Here is a 16,914-nt window from a genome sequence, read left to right as displayed (position 1 = left end):
GTTCGGTTGAGCAGAGCCGCTTCACACTTATTCTGATGCATTCGCGAACGTCTGTTTACAGAGCGTTCACGATCGTCCGTTAGCCTGCGAACATAATTTAAGTATTGCTGCGGTCGATGGCGCGCCGACCGCTGTGGGGTATGTTCCGTGGTCAAGGTGCTCGACGAACACGAACGCACGATGGCGTTCGCCGAAGTGGCTCTCGGTCAGATCCGCTCGCTTCGACAGACTGCAATTCCCCGCAATTACGAGATCTGGTACGTCTACGCCACCGGCTATAACGCTCCGCTCAACAAGATCATCAACGAGACGCTGGCGCGCCACGGCAAGCTGACCGAAGGCGATCTCGAGCAGATCTACGAGACCTATCTTTCCCACATCAAGACCACCGACCGCATCGACAAGGTCGGCGCACGCGTCATCGGCGAGATCGACGACGTGATGACGGTGCTGAGCGAAGCGCTCGGGATGACCGGCTCCTACGATGCCAGCCTGTCGGGCGCGACCGAGCAACTGTCGTCGGCCAAGAGCCGCGACCAGATCAAGTCAGTCGTAGAGACGCTGCTGCGTTCGACCAGCGAGATGCGTGAGACCAACAAGGCGCTGGAAGACCGGCTGACCCTGTCCAAGAACGAGATCAGCAATCTCCAGCAGAGCCTGGAGGCGATCCGCGCCGAGAGCCTGACCGATCCGCTGACGGGGTTGGGCAATCGCAAATATTTCGATCGCATGATCGGCATGGCCGTGCAGAGCGCGCTCGCCTCGGGCGAGCCGCTGTCGCTGCTGCTGTTCGACATCGATCATTTCAAATCGTTCAACGATTCCTACGGCCATCTCACCGGCGACCAAGTGTTGCGGCTGGTCGGCCTGTCCATGAAGCAGACCATCAAGGGACAGGACATCACCGCGCGCTATGGCGGCGAGGAATTCGCGGTCCTGCTGCCCAACACGGCGCTGCGCCAGGCCCTCACCGTTGCGGATCACATCCGCCGCGCCGTGATGGCGAAGGAATTGAAGAAGAAATCGACCGGCGAGATCCTCGGCCGCGTCACCATCTCCGTCGGCGTCTCCATGCTCAAGCAGGGCGACGACCCCGACGCGTTGATCGAGCGTGCGGATGCCTGCCTCTACGCTGCCAAGCGCAACGGCCGAAACCGCGTCATCTGCGAAGCCGATCCGGAATTCGCGATCGAGTCACACAGCCGGGTGGCCTGACGCCGAAGCAGCGCGCCGAAGAGACGGCCGGCGCTTGACATTCCAATCCGCCGAACGACATCTTCCCCGCCGCCCGACTGCGAGCGTCGAGAGGACTTGTCGTCTTGCCCAATCCCCATGACTTTCACACACCGCAACCGTCCTACACCAGGGACGAACTGCTGAGATCGAGCGACGGCGGCTATTTCGGCCCGGGCAACGCGCAATTGCCGGCCCCGCCGATGCTCATGATGGATCGCATCACCGAGATCAGCCTGGACGGCGGCGAGTTCGGCAAGGGCCACATCGTCGGCGAGCTCGATATTTTGCCCGGCCATTGGTTCTTCGATTGCCACTATCGCGGTGACGCGATGATGCCGGGAAGTCTCGGCCTGGATGCGATGTGGCAGATGATCGGCTACTGGCTCGGCTGGTCGGGCTCACCAGGCAAGGGCCGCGCCATTGGCGTCGGCGAGGTCGAAGCTACGGGATTGGTCACATCGGAGACGCGACGCGTGCGCTACGAGGTCGCCATGCGCATGGTCCGCCGCGGCAAGCTGGTGCTCGGAATTGCCGACGGTCGCGTGCTGGCCGACGGCGTCTGCTTGTTCACGGCGAAGGATATGCGGGTCGGCCTGACCAAGGCCGTAGATTAATCCTCAGGTCCCGTAGGGTGGGCAAGGGCGCGCAGCGTCGTGCCCACCATCTCGGCATAACTATCTCTTGGGCACGCTTCCGCCTTCGCTCTACGAGCTACGGCGGACGAGTCGCTTTGCCCACCCTACGAACCGCTTTCTTGGCTGCTCGCTTCTTCACAGTCTTCTTCGCCGGCGTTTTCTTCGCCACCGCCTTCTTCGCCTTCGGCCGCTTCTTCACCTTGGCGCGCTGGGCGGCGGCGAGCGCTGCCCTCGCCCATTGCGCAAGCTCCTCGGAATCGTCGAACAGGCGCGCCGGCAATTCCCAATAGGAATTCACCAGCACGGTTTTGGCGCGGGTCGAATACTGGAACGGCTTCGAGCCTTCCGCTTCAAAGTCCGGGATGGTGACCTCGTCGGCGCGGAAGAACAGGCCCGCGCGCAAGGCGAGTGCGAAGTTGATGCCGTCGGCGGAGATGCCGTAGCCGGAGAACATTTTTCGGATGGCGACGGGGCCGAAATCGGCGAACAGGTCGATCAGGAATTCGCGGTCCATGGCCAAACTCTCTCCCAGCGTCGTCCCCGCGAACGCGGGGACCCATAACCACAGGGAAGAGTTTAGCGAAGACTGGCAGCCAAGAAAGCGTGGTACCGATACCGCACTTCACCGCCGGATCACGCGGTATGGGTCCCGGCGTGCGCCGGGACGACAAAGGAGTGTTTGGCGCGAACCCGACTTACCCGTCGATCTTCGCGGGCCGCAGCTCGACCGACTCGCCGCAGCCGCAGGCGGAGACCTGGTTGGGGTTGTTGAAGACGAACTGGGCCTGCATCTTGTCGGCCTTGTAGTCCATCTCGGTGCCGAGCAGGAACAGCACGGCCTTGGGATCGACCAGGATCTTGACGCCCTTGTCCTCGACGACCTCGTCGGTCGGGCGGACATCATGGGCGTATTCGACCGTATAGGACTGGCCGGCGCAGCCGCCGTTCTTCACGCCGACGCGCAGACCCACGATCTCGGAATCGGCGCGGCTCGTCAGCTCGCTGATGCGCTGGGCCGCGGCATCCGTCAGCCGCATCACCTGCGGGCGTGGCCGCCGGGGCTTTGGTGTCGAAGCTGGTGTTGCCTGGGTCATGTTATCTATGTGGTCCGTTGCGGAGCGAATTCAATGCGAGCTGAGACCGTCACCACATGTTGAGCACGAGGCGGGCCTCGTCGCTCATGCGTTCCGGCGACCACGGCGGCTCCCAGACGACTTTGACGTCGACCACGCCGACGCCGGGGACGCTGGCGACCGCGTTCTCGACCATGGTCGGGAGCTCGCCGGCAGCCGGGCAGTTCGGCGTCGTCAGCGTCATCTGGACGTCAACCGAGCGGTCGTCCTTGATCTCGACCTTGTAGATCAAGCCGAGTTCGTAGATGTCGGCCGGGATCTCCGGATCGAACACGGTCTTGAGGCCCGCGATGATCTCGGTGGTGAGACGCTCGGTCTCCTCCGGCGGCAACGCCGAATGGGTCTCCATCGGATTGGCTTTGATTTCGGCCGTGTCACTCATGAGAACAAATCCCGCGCCTTCAAAAGCGCCTGAGCCAGATGATCGACTTCTTCCCGCGTATTATACATGCCGAACGACGCCCGGCATGTGGCCGTCACGTTGAACCGCTCTAAAAGCGGCATCACGCAATGGGTGCCGGCGCGCACCGCGATGCCCTGGCGGTCGATCACGGTGGCGACGTCGTGGGCGTGTGCGCCCTTGAGCTCGAAGGAGATCACCGGGCCCTTGCCCCGGGCGGTGCCGATCAGCCGCAGCGAATTGATCTCGCGCAGCCGGTCCTGGGCATAGGTGGTGAGATCGTGCTCGTGGGCGGCGATGCGCTCCTTGCCGATCGAATTGACGTAGTCGATGGCCGCGCCAAGGCCCACGGCCTCGACGATCGCGGGCGTGCCGGCCTCGAACTTGTGCGGGGGATCGCCATAGGTGACGATGTCGCGCGAGACCTCGCGGATCATCTCGCCGCCGCCGTTATAGGGACGCATCGCGACGAGGTGGTCGTACTTGGCCCAGAGGATGCCGATGCCGGTCGGCCCGTAGACCTTGTGGCCGGTAAAGACATAGAAATCGCAGCCGAGATCCTGGACGTCGACAGGCAGATGCACTGCACCCTGGCTGCCGTCGACGAGCACGGGAATGCCGCGGGCGTGGGCGATTTTCACGACGTCCTTGATCGGCACAATGGTGCCGAGCGCGTTCGACATCTGCGTGATCGCGACCAGCTTGGTCTTCGACGTCAGCAGCTTCTCGAACTCGTCGATGAGGAAGTTACCCTCGTCGTCGACCGGCGCCCACTTGATCACGGCGCCATGGCGTTCCCTGAGGAAATGCCACGGCACGATGTTGGAGTGGTGCTCCATGATCGAGATGACGATCTCGTCGCCCTCTTTGATGTTCGGTTCGCCCCAGGACGACGCGACGAGGTTGATCGCCTCCGTCGCGTTGCGGGTGAAGATGACCTCTTCGGTCCGCGGCGCGTTGATGAACTGCGCAACCCTGCTGCGACCGCCCTCATAAGCCTCGGTGGCGGCATTGGCGAGGTAATGCAGGCCGCGATGCACGTTGGCGTATTCGGACGTATAGGCCTGCGTCATGCGGTCGAGCACGGCGCTCGGCTTCTGCGCCGAGGCGGCGTTGTCGAGATAGACCAGCGGCTTGCCGTAGACCTGCATGGCGAGCGCCGGAAAATCCTGGCGCACGCGTGCGACGTCGTAGGCACCGTTCTTGACTGCGGGATGCGTGCTCATTGGCGCCGCTCCAGCCAGCGCTCGGCGATACCGATCACGTGCTCGCGCAAACCGTCATCGGCGATCTGCTCGATCGCCTCACCCACGAAAGCCTGGATCAGCAGCGCCTGGGCCTGCTTCTCCGGGAGGCCGCGCGCCTTCAGGTAGAACAGCAGGCTGTCGTCGAGCGCGCCGGCAGTGGCGCCGTGGCCGCAGGAGACGTCATCGGCGAAGATCTCGAGCTCCGGCTTGTTGTCGGCCTCGGCTTCGTCCGAAAGCAGCAGCGCGCGGGTCATCATCTTGCCGTCGGTCTTCTGCGCGTCGGGACGGACGATGATGCGGCCCTGGAACACCGAATGGGCGCGATCGTCGATCACCGCGCGGAAGACCTCGCGGCTGACGCAGTTCGGCACGGCATGATCGACCACCAGCGTGGTGTCGCCGTGCTCGGTCTTCTGGAGCAGGTTCACGCCGTTGACGGAGAGGTCGCTGCCCTCGCCCGCCATCGTGATGAAGCCCTGGAGGCGGCTGACGGCAGCGCCAGTCGTCATGTTGAAGAAATTGAGCTTCGTGTTCGCGCCGACCGTGACGAACTGCGAGGTCACGTTCACTGCGTCGGGTGCATCGTCCAACAGGCGGATATGCGCGACGTCGGCATTGTCGCCGACCGAGAGGATGACGGCGTCGTTGACCTGGTAGGCCTTGGCACCGGCCGCAACAAAGCTCTCGATGATGGTGGCGCGAGCGCCGTTCCCGACCGCGATCCGCGAACGGCTGAAAGCCGACGCGGACGAAGCGGTCGCGATGTGGAAGATCTGGATCGGCGCGGACAGCTGCGCGCCGTCGGCGATCGACAACACGACGCCGTCGGTTGCCAGCGCCGCATTCAGCGCGATCACGGCATCGGTGGCCGCGGTCTTCAGGAGACCTGCGTCCTTCTCCAGCGCTTCCCGCAACGTCTTGAGGCCCGCCTCAGAGGCAAGCGCCTTGACGTCGGAGAGATCGGCCGCGAACACGCCGTCGACCAGCACCAGCTTGCGAGCACCGGCAATCGCGTGCGCCTTGACGGCATCCGCGGCACGCTTCAATGCGGCCGCATCGGGGCTGGCCGCAAGCGGCAGCACCTCGCCGACCAGCGCACGCAGGTCGGTGTATTTCCATTCCTCGATCCGGCGATGCGGCAGGCCGAGACGCTCATAGCTCTCGAACGCCTCGCGGCGTACCGCGATCACAGAAGGCGGACCCGGCAGGCGGCCTTCGGCGCTGGCGAAGAGATCGCTCACCGCGCGGCCGTTTCCGGTCTTTGCCACAGCAACGTTCATCCTAAAATTCCTTACGCGGCATCCTCGAACTGGGCGTAGCCGGACGCTTCCAGCTCCTGCGCCAAGTCCTTGCCGCCGCTCTTCACGACACGGCCCTTCGACATCACGTGCACGACGTCGGGCACGATGTAGTTCAGCAGCCGCTGATAATGGGTGATGACGACCATCGCGCGCTTCGGCGAGCGCAGCGCGTTGACGCCGTCGGCCGCAATGCGCAGCGCGTCGATGTCGAGGCCGGAATCCATCTCGTCGAGGATGCACAGGCTCGGCTCGAACAGCGCCATCTGCAGCACCTCGTTGCGCTTCTTCTCGCCGCCGGAGAAGCCGACATTGACGCCGCGCTTGAGCATGTCCTGCGGGATGTTCAGCGACTTCGAGACCTCGCGGACCTTCCTCAGGAAGTCCGGGGTCGAATATTCGCTCTCGCCGCGCGCCTTGCGCTGTGCGTTCAGTGCGGTGCGCAGGAAGGTCATGGTGGCGACGCCGGGGATCTCGACCGGATACTGGAACGCCAGGAACACGCCCTTCGCGGCGCGCTCGTTCGGATCCATCTCCAGCAGGTCCTCGCCCTTGAACAGGATCTGGCCGTCGGTGACCTCATAGCCGGGCTTGCCGGCGATGACATGGGAGAGCGTCGATTTTCCGGAGCCGTTCGGCCCCATGATTGCGTGAACCTCGCCCTCGTTCACAGTCAGCGTCAGCCCGTGGAGGATCTCACGCTCCTCGACACGAACCTTCAAATCCTTCACTTCAAGCAAAGCCATCTTGGTGTCCAGTCCATTCAAATGATGCATGGAGCGCCGTAGCGCACCGCGAGGGTCGGCGATTAGCCGACCGACCCTTCAAGCGAGATCGAGATCAGCTTCTGCGCTTCCACCGCGAATTCCATCGGCAGCTGCTGAAGCACGTCCTTGACGAAACCGTTGACGACGAGGCCGACGGCTTCTTCCTGGCTGAGGCCGCGCTGGATGCAATAGAACAGCACGTCCTCGGAGATTTTCGAGGTCGTCGCCTCGTGCTCGAACGTCGCCGAGGAGTTCTTGGCCTCGATGTACGGCACGGTGTGCGCGCCGCATTTGTCGCCGATCAACAGGGAATCGCACGCCGTGAAGTTGCGCGCGCCGGTCGCTTTCCGGTGCGCGGTGACGAGCCCGCGATAGGTGTTCTGCGACTTGCCGGCGGCGATGCCCTTCGAGATGATCCGGCTCGACGTGTTCTTGCCGAGGTGGATCATCTTGGTGCCCGAATCGACCTGCTGGAAACCGTTCGAGATCGCGATCGAGTAGAACTCACCGCTGGAATTGTCGCCACGCAGGATGCAGCTCGGGTACTTCCAGGTGATGGCGGAGCCAGTCTCGACCTGGGTCCAGGAAATCTTGGACCGGTCGCCACGGCAGTCGCCACGCTTGGTGACGAAATTGTAGATGCCGCCCTTGCCTTCCGAATTGCCGGGATACCAGTTCTGCACCGTCGAGTATTTGATCTCGGCATCATCGTGCGCAACGAGCTCGACCACGGCGGCGTGCAGCTGGTTCTCGTCGCGCTGCGGCGCGGTGCAGCCTTCGAGATAGGAGACGTAGGAGCCCTTGTCGGCGATGATCAGCGTGCGCTCGAACTGGCCGGTGTTCCGCTCGTTGATGCGGAAATAGGTCGACAGCTCCATCGGGCAGCGCACGCCCGGCGGCACGTAGACGAACGAGCCATCGGAGAACACCGCCGAGTTCAGCGTCGCGTAGAAATTGTCCGAGGTCGGAACCACCGATCCCAGATATTTCTGCACCAGCTCGGGATGCTCGCGGATCGCCTCCGAGATCGGCATGAAGATCACGCCGGCCTTCTTCAGCTCGGCCTTGAAGGTCGTCGCAACCGAGACCGAATCGAACACCGCGTCGACCGCGATCTTGCGCCGGGCCGGATCCTGATCGCCGGGCTTCGGCTCGACGCCCTCGAGCATCGCGACTTCCCGCAGGGGAATGCCGAGCTTCTCGTAGGTCTTCAGAATTTCGGGGTCGATCTCGTCGAGCGAGGTGACCGTCTTCTTCGGCTTCGGCGCCGCGTAATAATAGAGGTCCTGGAAGTCGATCTTGGGATAGTCGACGCGCGCCCAGGTCGGCTCAGTCATGGTCAGCCAGCGCCGATAGGCCTCGAGCCGCCACTGGAGCATCCAGGCGGGTTCGTTCTTCTTCTCGGAGATGAACTTGACGGTCTCTTCCGACAGTCCCTTGGGGGCCTTGTCGGACTCGATCAGGGTCTCAAACCCATAACGATACTGATCGACGTCGATGCGCTTCACGCGCTCGACCGTCTCTTGCACGGCTGGCATTCTATCCTCCGCTCGCGGTTTCAAGGACCGCGGTGGATCACAAACTTGGACGAGTATTACGATGTTTTTCCGCAGAAAGCACGCGCTTAGAACCGTTCAAGCCGTGTTTCGTCGCTTAGGCTCTAAGTAGGGTATTACCAAGCTTTCGCCAAGCCTCTAACGCCCTGTTGATGTCATCTGGTTCCGTGGACCAGCCCAGACTGAGACGCACCGCTCCCTGGGCGACGGTGGCATCATACCCCATCGCCGACAGCACGTGAGACGGCTGCACTTTGCCTGATGAACAGGCCGAGCCCGACGACACAGCCACGCCTTCGAGATCGAAGCCGATCACAGCGGTTTCGGCCTTCAGACCGGGGGCAGTGAAGAGGATGGTATTTGGCAACCGCTTGATGTCATCCGCGAAGACCATCGCCCCGGCAATCCCGCGGATACCATTTTCCAAGGAATCTCTGAGGGTTGCCATCCGCTCCGCATCCTCCGGCAGAGCCTGAAGGGCCGCTCTCACCGCCGCCCCGAAGCCGGCGATGCCGGCGACATTCTCGGTTCCCGCACGGCGGCTCAGCTCCTGTCCGCCGCCCCGCAGCACGGGTTCCAGTCCAGTAATCCCCTCCGCCAGGACCAGCGCGCCGACGCCCTTCGGGCCGCCGATCTTATGCGCGGAAAAGGTCGCAAGGTCTGCGTCCACAGCCTTGATATCGAACGGGATTTTCCCCAGCGCCTGGATTGCATCGACGTGCAGGAGCCCCCCCGCCTCGTGGATGATCCCCGCGGCCTCTGCGATCGGCTGAATTGCGCCGGTCTCGTTGTTCGCAGCCATGATGGAGGCCAGAGCCGGCGGGCCGTCGCCGAGCAACGCCTTCAGGCGGTCGAGGTCGATGACGCCGGAGCGTGTGACCGGGATCTGGCTGACCTTGTTCGCAGGGAACCGGCCGCCCGACAGCACCGACGCATGCTCGACGGCCGAGACCAACAGGCGCTCGACGGGGCCGCCGCACGCTCCCCGCAGACCGGGCGACAGCGCCAGCGCATTGGCCTCGGTTCCGGCTGAGGTGAAGACGACGTTCCGCGGCAATGCACCGACGGCGGCCGCGAGCGTGGCACGCGCTTCCTCGACCAGCCGGCGCGCCTCGCGCCCCTCGGCATGAACCGAGGACGGATTGCCGATCAGCTCCCAAGCTGCAAGCATTGCGGTTCGCACCTCGGCGCGGAGCGGCGTGGTCGCATTCCAGTCGAGATAGACGCGGATCGGCATGAGGTATTATATTACTCCGCGGATCGGACTGGCGTGCCCGTCCTGGAGCCCGACATGGGCCCCCATGGAGCGCTTGGCAACTCGATTCCGAATCCCCACCGCTCAATGACGCCTCCATGACGCGCTAACATCTTGAGCCCATTGCCGGATGTTCAAGATGCTTGCTTTTTGACCCTCGCCTCATGTTAGAACGCCCGCGTCAGTTCACCGCGCGCCGCTCGCGCACCATCCGAGGGCGCCGCTCCACTCTTCCATTCGCGGTTTGATCGGCACAGCAGTCGATGGAGTCCGCACAATCGGTTGATTGCTGAAGAGCGTCTTCAAGGGATCAATCAAGAGATCATCATGCCTGAAGTCATTTTCACCGGCCCTGCTGGCCGTCTCGAAGGCCGCTATCACCCGGCCAAGCAGAAGAACGCGCCGATCGCGATGATCCTGCATCCGCATCCGCAGTTTCACGGCACGATGAACCATCAGATCGTGTACCAGTGCTACTACGCCTTCGCGCATCGCGGCTTCTCAGTGCTGCGCTTCAACTTCCGCGGCGTCGGCCGCAGCCAGGGCTCGTTCGACCACGGCACCGGCGAATTGTCGGATGCGGCTGCAGCCCTCGACTGGGCGCAGACCATCAATCCCGAAGCACGCGCCTGCTGGGTCGCCGGCTTCTCGTTCGGCGCCTGGATCGGCATGCAGCTTTTGATGCGCCGTCCCGAGGTCGAGGGTTTCATCTCGATCGCGCCGCCGGCCAACCTCTACGACTTCTCGTTCCTGGCGCCCTGCCCGTCGTCGGGCCTGATCGTGCATGGCGAGAAGGATGCGGTGGTGCCGCCCAAGGACGTCAACACGCTGGTCGAGAAGCTGAAGACGCAGAAGGGCATCGTGATCGACCAGCAGGTCATCCCCGGCGCCAACCACTTCTTCGACGCCAAGCTCGAGCCGCTGATGGAAACCATCACGGCCTATCTCGACATGCGCCTCGCCAACGTGCGCTAAGGCCTCAAATGGGCTCCTTCGTCGCCTTGCTGCGTGCCGTCAATGTCGGCGGCACCGGCAAGCTGCCGATGAGCGAGCTCAAGGCCATGTGCGAGGAGCTCGGCTTCGCCGCCGTGCGCACCTATATTGCGAGCGGCAACGTCGTCTTCACGGGCCGCAAGTCGGAAGCTGCAATCAAGACCGCCCTCGAAAAGCGCCTGCACGCCTACGCCGGCGCGCCGGTCGGGGTGCTCGTGCGTAGCGCCGCCGAGATGGCGCAAGTCTCGGCCGACAATCCTTTTCCAAAGGCAGCGCCCAATCGCACCGTCGCGATCTTCCTCGACAGGGCGCCACCTGAAGACGCGCTTGCCAGCATCCGCGGCCAGAACAACGAAGAGCTCCGCCTCGGCCGCCGCGAGATTTACGTGCACTATGGCGACGGCATGGGGACATCGAAGCTCGTCATCCCCGCCGCCAAGACCGGCACCGCGCGCAACATGAATACCGTCGCAACGCTCGCGAAGATGGCCGCGGAGATCTAGGCCAGCTTGAGCGCGGCGATCCCCATCAGCACGAGCGCGATGCCGGCAAGCTTCATCGCACTCAAGGTCTCGCCGAACAGCACGACGCCCAGCAGGAAGGTGCCGGCCGCGCCGATGCCCGTCCACACCGAATAGGCGACGCCGACCTCCAGCACCTGCAAAGCGCGTCCGAGCAGGAAGACGAAGGCGGCGAGCAGCACGAGCGAGGCGATGCTCCAGCCTGCCCGCGTGTAGCCTTCCGCATATTTCATCGAGATCGCCCAGCCGACATCGAGCGCACCGGCGATCACCAGCATCAGCCAGGCCATGGATTGCGACATCGGCGTGCGCTCAGGCCGCAAGCTTCAGCAGATGCGCATCGTGGCGCACCAGGAAGGCACGCAGCAATTGCGGATAGTCCGCGCCAACCGCGGTGCGCACGCTCGGACGTCTCGCAAGCTCCGCTCGCCACGCGCGGACCTTCGGCAGATCGCTGAAGATGCCGTGCTCGGTCAATTCGTCGAACAGGTCGAAATAGCGGAAGATCGGGGCGAAGACCGCATCCACGAGGCTGAACGCATCACCTGTGAAGTAAGGCCCTGCACCTAGCGCCGCCTCCACGCGCGCGAATTTCGCCGCAACCGCCTGGCGCTTGCTTTCGAACGTCGCCGGATCGGTCGTGGTCTCCAGACCCCAGAGGTCACCGAGGATCGCCGAGCCGAACTCCATCCAGGCGCGATGTTCGGCGCGCTTCAACGGATCCGCCGGGTGCAGCTTGAGGCCCGCCTGCGTCTCCTCGATGTATTCGCAGATCACGTTGCTCTCGAACAGCGCGACCTCGCCCTTCTCCGTCGTCACCACCAGGACCGGCACCTTGCCGAGCGGCGAGAGTTTCAGAAACCAGTCGGGCTTGTTGGCGAGATCGATGTCGATCCGCTCGAACGGCACGCCCTTCTCGTTGAGCGCGATCACCGCGCGCTGCACATACGGGCAAAGCTTGTGGCTGATGAGTTTCAGTGAAGCGGTCATGGCAATGATCCCGGCGGTTTGATGCAACTGCATCCAATATAGATGCAATTGCATTCACTCGTCAAGATCGATGCATTTGCATCAACCGTCCCGGATCTTAAGGCCCGGACCTCAGGGCCGCGCCATTACGCCGCCCGTCATCGGCATCGGCACGCCCGTGGTGGCGGGGTAGGACAGCGGCAGCCCCTTGAGGCCGCGGGCGGCAAGGAAGCCAAAGGCCTGCGCCTCGATGGCGTCGGAGGCCCAGCCGAGCGTCTCGGCGGCTTCGACGGTGGCCGAGCCCACCCGCTCCCGCAGCATCCGCAGCATGGTGAGGTTGCGGGCGCCGCCGCCGCAGACGATCCAGCTCCGCGGCCGGCGCGGCAGGAGCGAGATGATCCGGGCGATCGCGGCCGCGGTGAAGGCGGTCAGGGTCGCGGCGCCGTCGGCCGGCGGGACGTCGCCGAGCTTCAGCGCGGCAAAGTCGTTGCGGTCGAGCGATTTCGGCGGCAGAGCCGCGAAGAACGGCAGTTCCAGTGCCCGCGCGATCCAGGCTTCGTCCGCCTTGCCGAGCGCTGCGAACTTTCCTTCCGCATCGAAGGACTGGTTCATGGTGCGGTACATGAAATCGTCGAGCAGCGCGTTGCCCGGTCCGGTGTCGCAGGCGATCAGCGTGTCGTTGCCGTCGATATAGGTGATGTTGGAGACGCCGCCGATATTGACGACGACGATCGGCCCTTCGCGCTCCAGCGAATGGACGAGCGCCCGGTGGTAGACCGGCACGAACGGCGCGCCCTGCCCGCCGGCCTCGACGTCGGCGGCGCGGAAGTCGTGCATCACGGGGATATGGATCGCCCTGGCCAGCGCCGGCGCATCGCCGATCTGGACCGTCAGCCGCTTCTCGGGGCGATGCAGCACCGTCTGGCCGTGGAAGCCGACGATGTCGACGTCCTCCGGCTTCATCCGGTTCTGGGCGATGAAGGCGGCCACGGCCTCGGCATGGGCCAGCGTCACCGCGCGCTCGGCCTCGGCCAGAACGCCCGGGCGGGCGTCGCGTCGCGGCAGGTGCACGGCCTCGCTCAGCGCCTGGCGCAGCAGATTGCGCTCCGCCGGGCTGTAGGCCCGGTAACCGGACGGCCCGAACGCCTTCACTTGCTTTCCGTCGGTTTCGATCAGCGCGACGTCCACCCCGTCCAGCGAGGTGCCGCTCATCAAACCGAGTGCCGTCAACATCATGGATCAGCGTCCTCAAGAGACCCCCTCCGGCATGCCGATCTTGTGCCAGAGGGACACATCTTATAATGCCACAGGCAAAGTGGCGGGTGGCAATCAAGTTCCCACGGGAGACCCTTAAATTGCACCCGAAACAGTAAACCAAGAATTGTCAGGCTCGCCGACAGATGACTGCATTTAAATCGGATTTCCTCAACACCCTGCAGCAACGTGGTTTCATCCATCAGTGCTCCGATTTCGAGGGGCTGGACGCGCTCGCCGCCAAGGGCGAAGCGACCACCTATGTCGGCTACGATTGCACCGCCCGCTCGCTGCACATCGGCAACTACCTGACCATGATGATGCTGCACTGGCTCCAGCAGTCCGGCAACAAGCCGATCACGCTGATGGGCGGCGGCACCACCATGGTCGGCGATCCCTCCGGCAAGGACGAGACCCGTGCCATGCGCACCGTCGCCGAGATCGAGGCGAACAAGGAATCGATCCGCGGCGTGTTCGCAAAGGTGCTGCGCTACGGCGACGGCAAGAGCGACGCAATCATGCTCGACAATGCGGAGTGGCTGACAAAACTCAACTGGATCGAGATGCTGCGTGACGTCGGCCGGCATTTCTCGGTCAACCGCATGCTGACCATGGACTCCGTGCGGCTGCGCCTCGAGCGCGAGCAGGAGATGAGCTTCATCGAGTTCAACTACATGGTCTGTCAGGCCTACGACTTCGTCGAACTCGCCAAGCGCACCGGTTGCAAATTGCAGATGGGCGGCTCGGACCAGTGGGGCAACATCATCATGGGCGTCGATCTCGGCCGCCGCATGGGCACCCACCAGCTGTTCGCGCTGACGACGCCGCTGCTGACGACCGCATCCGGTGCCAAGATGGGCAAGACCGCGCAGGGCGCGGTGTGGCTGAACGCCGACCAGTTCTCGCCGTATGACTTCTGGCAATACTGGCGCAACACCGAGGACGCCGACGTCGGCAAATTCCTGAAGCTGTTCACGACGCTGCCGATGAGCGAGATCAGGAAGCTCGAGGCGCTCGGCGGCTCCGAGATCAACGAGGCCAAGAAGGTGCTTGCGACCGAGGCGACCGCGCTCTTGCACGGCCGCGACGCGGCAAACCAAGCGGCTGAAACCGCGCGCCGCACCTTCGAGGAAGGCGCGCTGGCCGAAAGCCTGCCGACGGTGGAAATTCCGCGCGGCGAGCTGGACGCCGGCCTCGGCGTGCTCAACGCCTTCGTCAAGGCAGGCCTGGTTGCCTCCAATGGCGAGGCACGGCGCCAAATCAAGGGCGGCGGCCTGCGCGTCAACGACGAGTCCGTCAGCGACGAGAAGATGGCGCTGTCGGCGGCCAATCTGACGCCCGAGGGCGTGATCAAGCTGTCCTTCGGCAAGAAGAAGCACGTCCTGATCCGGCCTGCATAGGCTTATGAGCTTTTGATGCTTGTCAGGGCGCGCCGAAGCGCGCTCCCTGACCGGCAATGGATCAGAACACGCCCAGGGAAGCTTCGAGGGAACAAGACGAACGCACGCAGCGAGATGCGGTGCGCACCGCACTCGTCGTGCTCGCGCTGTGCTTCACGCTCGCCGTCCTCGGCCGCGGCCTCAGCGAGAGCTTCACTGTCTTCCTCAAGCCGATCTCCGAAAACTTCGGCTGGGACCGTGCGCAGGTCGTCTCGATCTACTCACTGACCTGGCTGATCAGCGGGCTGACCGCGCCACTGGTCGGGCGCCTGTTCGACCATTCCGGACCGCGCATCGTCTACGCACTCGGGCTTTTCCTGCTCGGCTCGGCCTTCCTGATCGCGGCGCACGCGCAGGCGCTCTGGCAATTTCAGCTCTCGATCGGCCTCTGCGTCGGCATTGGCGTCGCCTTCATCGGCATTGTGCCGAACTCGATCCTGCTCGGCCGCTGGTTCGGGCCACGGCTGCCGACCGCGATGGCGGTGGTCTATTCGGCAATGGGTGGCGGCGTGCTGGCGCTGCTCCCGACTTCGCAGCTCTTGATCGATCATCTCGGCTGGCGTGAAGCCTATCAGGTATACGGCTTCGCCGCGCTCGGCCTGCTCGTGCCGCTGCTGCTTCTGCCCTGGCGCATGTTCGCGCTCGGCTCGCCGCGTGTCAGCAAGAAGACCGATCCTGATTTCATCGACAACGGCTGGACGCTTGCGAGCGCGATGCGCCACCACGCCTTCTGGGCGCTGTTCTCGACCTTCTTCTTCACCGCGGTCGGCATGTATTCGATCGCCGCGCAGATCGTGGCCTATCTCATCGACGCCGGCTTTCCGCCGCTCCAGGCCGCGACCGCCTGGGGTTTTTCGGGCGTGGTGCTGGTGTTCGGCATGCTCGGCGTATCCGCGCTCGACGGGCTGATCGGGCGCCGGCCCTCGGTGCTGCTCAGCTACGCGATCTCGATCATCGGCATCGTCCTGCTCTGGCTCTTGCAGTATTATCCGAACATCATCCTGCTCACCGGCTTCGTCGTCTGTTTCGGCAGCATGATGGGCTCGCGCGGCCCGCTGATCACAGCGACCGCCATGAAGATTTTTCGCGGCAAGCGCGTCGGCACGATCTTCGGCACCATCTCGATCGGCAGCGGATTGGGTTCGGCGTTCGGCTCATGGAGCGGCGGCCTCATCCACGACTTCACGCACGGCTACAATCTCCTACTCGTCTTCGCACTTGCGAGCGTGATCCTCGGAATGATTCCATTTCTGATTGTCCCTGCCTTGCGGGAGTAGGTCTCCCCGACGTAACCTGCACCCCTCCGCGTCACCGGGAAATTACGGGCGACACACGCTGCACCGCGTGCGAAACCGTCGGGCGCAACCGGAGTTAAGGGACGAACTGCGATATTTTGTCCACATGACAAAAATGTCAGCGCCGAATTGACCTCGGGTGGCTTGCGAGGCCGAACTGAATACGGTCCAAGTCGCCCATTGGATGGAGGGCACAAACCAATGAACTTTTCCTATCTCACTCGCTTTGAACCGGTTCTCCTGAGCCTGTTCCGCTTCATCACCGGCCTGCTGCTGTTTCAGTTCGGCGTGGCCAAGCTTTTCAAGTTTCCGCCTTTGCCGATGTTCGCGAAAGTCGAACTGATGTCGCTTTACGGCGCGGCCGGCACGCTTGAACTGGTGCTTGGCGCGCTGCTGATCCTCGGCCTGTTCACCCGCCTCGCCGCTTTCATCCTCTCCGGTGAAATGGCCTTCGCCTACTTCATGGGACATATGCTCAAGGGCGAGACGCCGGTGCTCCTGCCGCTGCTCAACAACGGCACGCTCGCCATCCTGTTCTGCTTCGCCTGCCTCTATCTCTCGGCGGCCGGCAGCGGCCCGATCAGCGTCGATGCGGCGCTGGGCAACGAACGCGCCTCGACCGGCGGCGCATTTGCGCGACGCTGACGCGCGCAATTGACGCTCAAGTCACGGATGGCACCGGCAGCTTTGCCGGTGTCATCTACCGCGAGCCCAGCACGTTCCAGATCAGGACGAGGGCCGCGACGAGCAGCGCGGACATGATGAGGCGGTGAACGAATCGGTTCATTGCCGCTCCCGCCAGGCTCGATGACCACCGAAGTCCAGGATCGATCTTCTCCAGCATACGCGCTGACGTGCGCCGACGCATGTCGCTTTGCCTGCACGGTTGCGCATCAGGCTGCGAACGGTCACGCGC

The 16,914-nt window shown here is 63.8% G+C and carries 19 protein-coding genes; 7 read left to right on the top strand and 12 right to left on the bottom strand.

Translation table 11 applies throughout. From position 1 onward, the window contains the following. Positions 1–147: 147 nt before the first annotated feature. On the top strand, positions 148–1,215 hold the full coding sequence (locus tag AB7535_RS13535; RefSeq protein WP_439036464.1) for a GGDEF domain-containing protein: 1,068 nt from the start codon (positions 148–150) through the stop codon (positions 1,213–1,215). A 104-nt stretch (positions 1,216–1,319) separates the two neighbouring features. Further along, on the top strand, positions 1,320–1,850 hold the full coding sequence (fabA, locus tag AB7535_RS13530) for a bifunctional 3-hydroxydecanoyl-ACP dehydratase/trans-2-decenoyl-ACP isomerase (protein ID WP_439036463.1): 531 nt from the start codon (positions 1,320–1,322) through the stop codon (positions 1,848–1,850). A gap of 97 nt (positions 1,851–1,947) precedes the next feature. On the opposite strand, the gene AB7535_RS13525 is transcribed toward fabA, so the two are convergent. The 8 genes from AB7535_RS13525 to AB7535_RS13490 all read right to left on the bottom strand — a co-directional run bounded on the left by AB7535_RS13525 (position 1,948) and on the right by AB7535_RS13490 (position 9,509). Further along, entirely contained in the window at positions 1,948–2,385 is a 438-nt protein-coding gene (locus AB7535_RS13525) for a TfoX/Sxy family protein (RefSeq protein ID WP_439036462.1), read from the bottom strand. A gap of 181 nt (positions 2,386–2,566) precedes the next feature. Beyond that, the gene (locus tag AB7535_RS13520) at positions 2,567–2,965 is read right to left on the bottom strand and encodes a HesB/IscA family protein (RefSeq protein ID WP_080586712.1); all 399 of its coding nucleotides are present in this window, start codon (positions 2,963–2,965) and stop codon (positions 2,567–2,569) included. A gap of 49 nt (positions 2,966–3,014) precedes the next feature. After that, positions 3,015–3,386, bottom strand: coding sequence for an SUF system Fe-S cluster assembly protein (locus AB7535_RS13515; protein WP_063683732.1), 372 nt, complete (start codon positions 3,384–3,386; stop codon positions 3,015–3,017). Continuing rightward, on the bottom strand, positions 3,383–4,630 hold the full coding sequence (locus tag AB7535_RS13510; protein ID WP_439036461.1) for a cysteine desulfurase: 1,248 nt from the start codon (positions 4,628–4,630) through the stop codon (positions 3,383–3,385). Before AB7535_RS13510 ends, AB7535_RS13515 begins: the two co-directional genes overlap by 4 nt. Continuing rightward, entirely contained in the window at positions 4,627–5,931 is a 1,305-nt protein-coding gene (gene sufD / locus AB7535_RS13505) for a Fe-S cluster assembly protein SufD (protein WP_439036460.1), read from the bottom strand. Before sufD ends, AB7535_RS13510 begins: the two co-directional genes overlap by 4 nt. An 11-nt stretch (positions 5,932–5,942) precedes the next feature. Then, complete coding sequence (gene sufC / locus AB7535_RS13500) at positions 5,943–6,695, bottom strand: Fe-S cluster assembly ATPase SufC (protein ID WP_439036459.1); 753 nt, start codon at positions 6,693–6,695, stop codon at positions 5,943–5,945. A gap of 62 nt (positions 6,696–6,757) precedes the next feature. After that, the gene (gene sufB / locus AB7535_RS13495; RefSeq protein WP_063983522.1) at positions 6,758–8,254 is read right to left on the bottom strand and encodes a Fe-S cluster assembly protein SufB; all 1,497 of its coding nucleotides are present in this window, start codon (positions 8,252–8,254) and stop codon (positions 6,758–6,760) included. 115 nt (positions 8,255–8,369) lie between these two features. Beyond that, the gene (locus tag AB7535_RS13490; RefSeq protein ID WP_439036458.1) at positions 8,370–9,509 is read right to left on the bottom strand and encodes a cysteine desulfurase family protein; all 1,140 of its coding nucleotides are present in this window, start codon (positions 9,507–9,509) and stop codon (positions 8,370–8,372) included. A 345-nt stretch (positions 9,510–9,854) separates the two neighbouring features. On the opposite strand from AB7535_RS13490, the gene AB7535_RS13485 reads away from it, so the two are divergent. Beyond that, a complete protein-coding gene (locus AB7535_RS13485; RefSeq protein ID WP_014495555.1) occupies positions 9,855–10,502 on the top strand; it encodes an alpha/beta hydrolase in 648 nt (215 codons plus the stop codon). Between the two features lie 8 nt (positions 10,503–10,510). Continuing rightward, a complete protein-coding gene (locus AB7535_RS13480) occupies positions 10,511–11,023 on the top strand; it encodes a DUF1697 domain-containing protein (RefSeq protein WP_439036457.1) in 513 nt (170 codons plus the stop codon). On the opposite strand, the gene AB7535_RS13475 is transcribed toward AB7535_RS13480, so the two are convergent. From AB7535_RS13475 to AB7535_RS13465, 3 genes are all read right to left on the bottom strand, one after another. Next, positions 11,020–11,343, bottom strand: coding sequence for a DMT family transporter (locus AB7535_RS13475; protein WP_028148768.1), 324 nt, complete (start codon positions 11,341–11,343; stop codon positions 11,020–11,022). The two genes, AB7535_RS13480 and AB7535_RS13475, sit on opposite strands and share 4 nt — an antisense overlap. 10 nt (positions 11,344–11,353) lie before the next feature. Continuing rightward, positions 11,354–12,031 carry a glutathione S-transferase family protein gene (locus AB7535_RS13470; RefSeq protein WP_439036456.1) on the bottom strand — a complete coding sequence of 226 codons (678 nt, stop codon included), beginning with the start codon at positions 12,029–12,031 and terminating at the stop codon, positions 11,354–11,356. A gap of 111 nt (positions 12,032–12,142) precedes the next feature. Then, complete coding sequence (locus AB7535_RS13465) at positions 12,143–13,246, bottom strand: anhydro-N-acetylmuramic acid kinase (protein WP_439036455.1); 1,104 nt, start codon at positions 13,244–13,246, stop codon at positions 12,143–12,145. A 164-nt stretch (positions 13,247–13,410) separates the two neighbouring features. On the opposite strand from AB7535_RS13465, the gene tyrS reads away from it, so the two are divergent. From tyrS to AB7535_RS13450, 3 genes are all read left to right on the top strand, one after another. Further along, a complete protein-coding gene (gene tyrS, locus AB7535_RS13460) occupies positions 13,411–14,664 on the top strand; it encodes a tyrosine--tRNA ligase (RefSeq protein ID WP_439036454.1) in 1,254 nt (417 codons plus the stop codon). Between the two features lie 56 nt (positions 14,665–14,720). Further along, complete coding sequence (locus AB7535_RS13455) at positions 14,721–15,980, top strand: MFS transporter (RefSeq protein ID WP_071914326.1); 1,260 nt, start codon at positions 14,721–14,723, stop codon at positions 15,978–15,980. A gap of 219 nt (positions 15,981–16,199) precedes the next feature. Further along, positions 16,200–16,643: a DoxX family protein gene (locus tag AB7535_RS13450; protein ID WP_439036453.1), complete on the top strand. Its 444-nt coding sequence runs from the start codon at positions 16,200–16,202 to the stop codon at positions 16,641–16,643. A 55-nt stretch (positions 16,644–16,698) separates the two neighbouring features. Here AB7535_RS13450 and AB7535_RS13445 read toward each other — a convergent pair whose 3' ends face one another. Continuing rightward, the gene (locus AB7535_RS13445) at positions 16,699–16,842 is read right to left on the bottom strand and encodes a hypothetical protein (protein ID WP_354121625.1); all 144 of its coding nucleotides are present in this window, start codon (positions 16,840–16,842) and stop codon (positions 16,699–16,701) included. Positions 16,843–16,914 lie beyond the last annotated feature (72 nt).

Origin of the sequence: Bradyrhizobium sp. 956_D2_N1_4 (assembly GCF_052076025.1) — a bacterium.
GTDB classification, from domain to species: domain Bacteria; phylum Pseudomonadota; class Alphaproteobacteria; order Rhizobiales; family Xanthobacteraceae; genus Bradyrhizobium; species Bradyrhizobium barranii.
The sequence above is the reverse complement of the archived record's forward strand: the minus strand, read 5'-3'. Positions and strand labels throughout refer to the sequence as shown.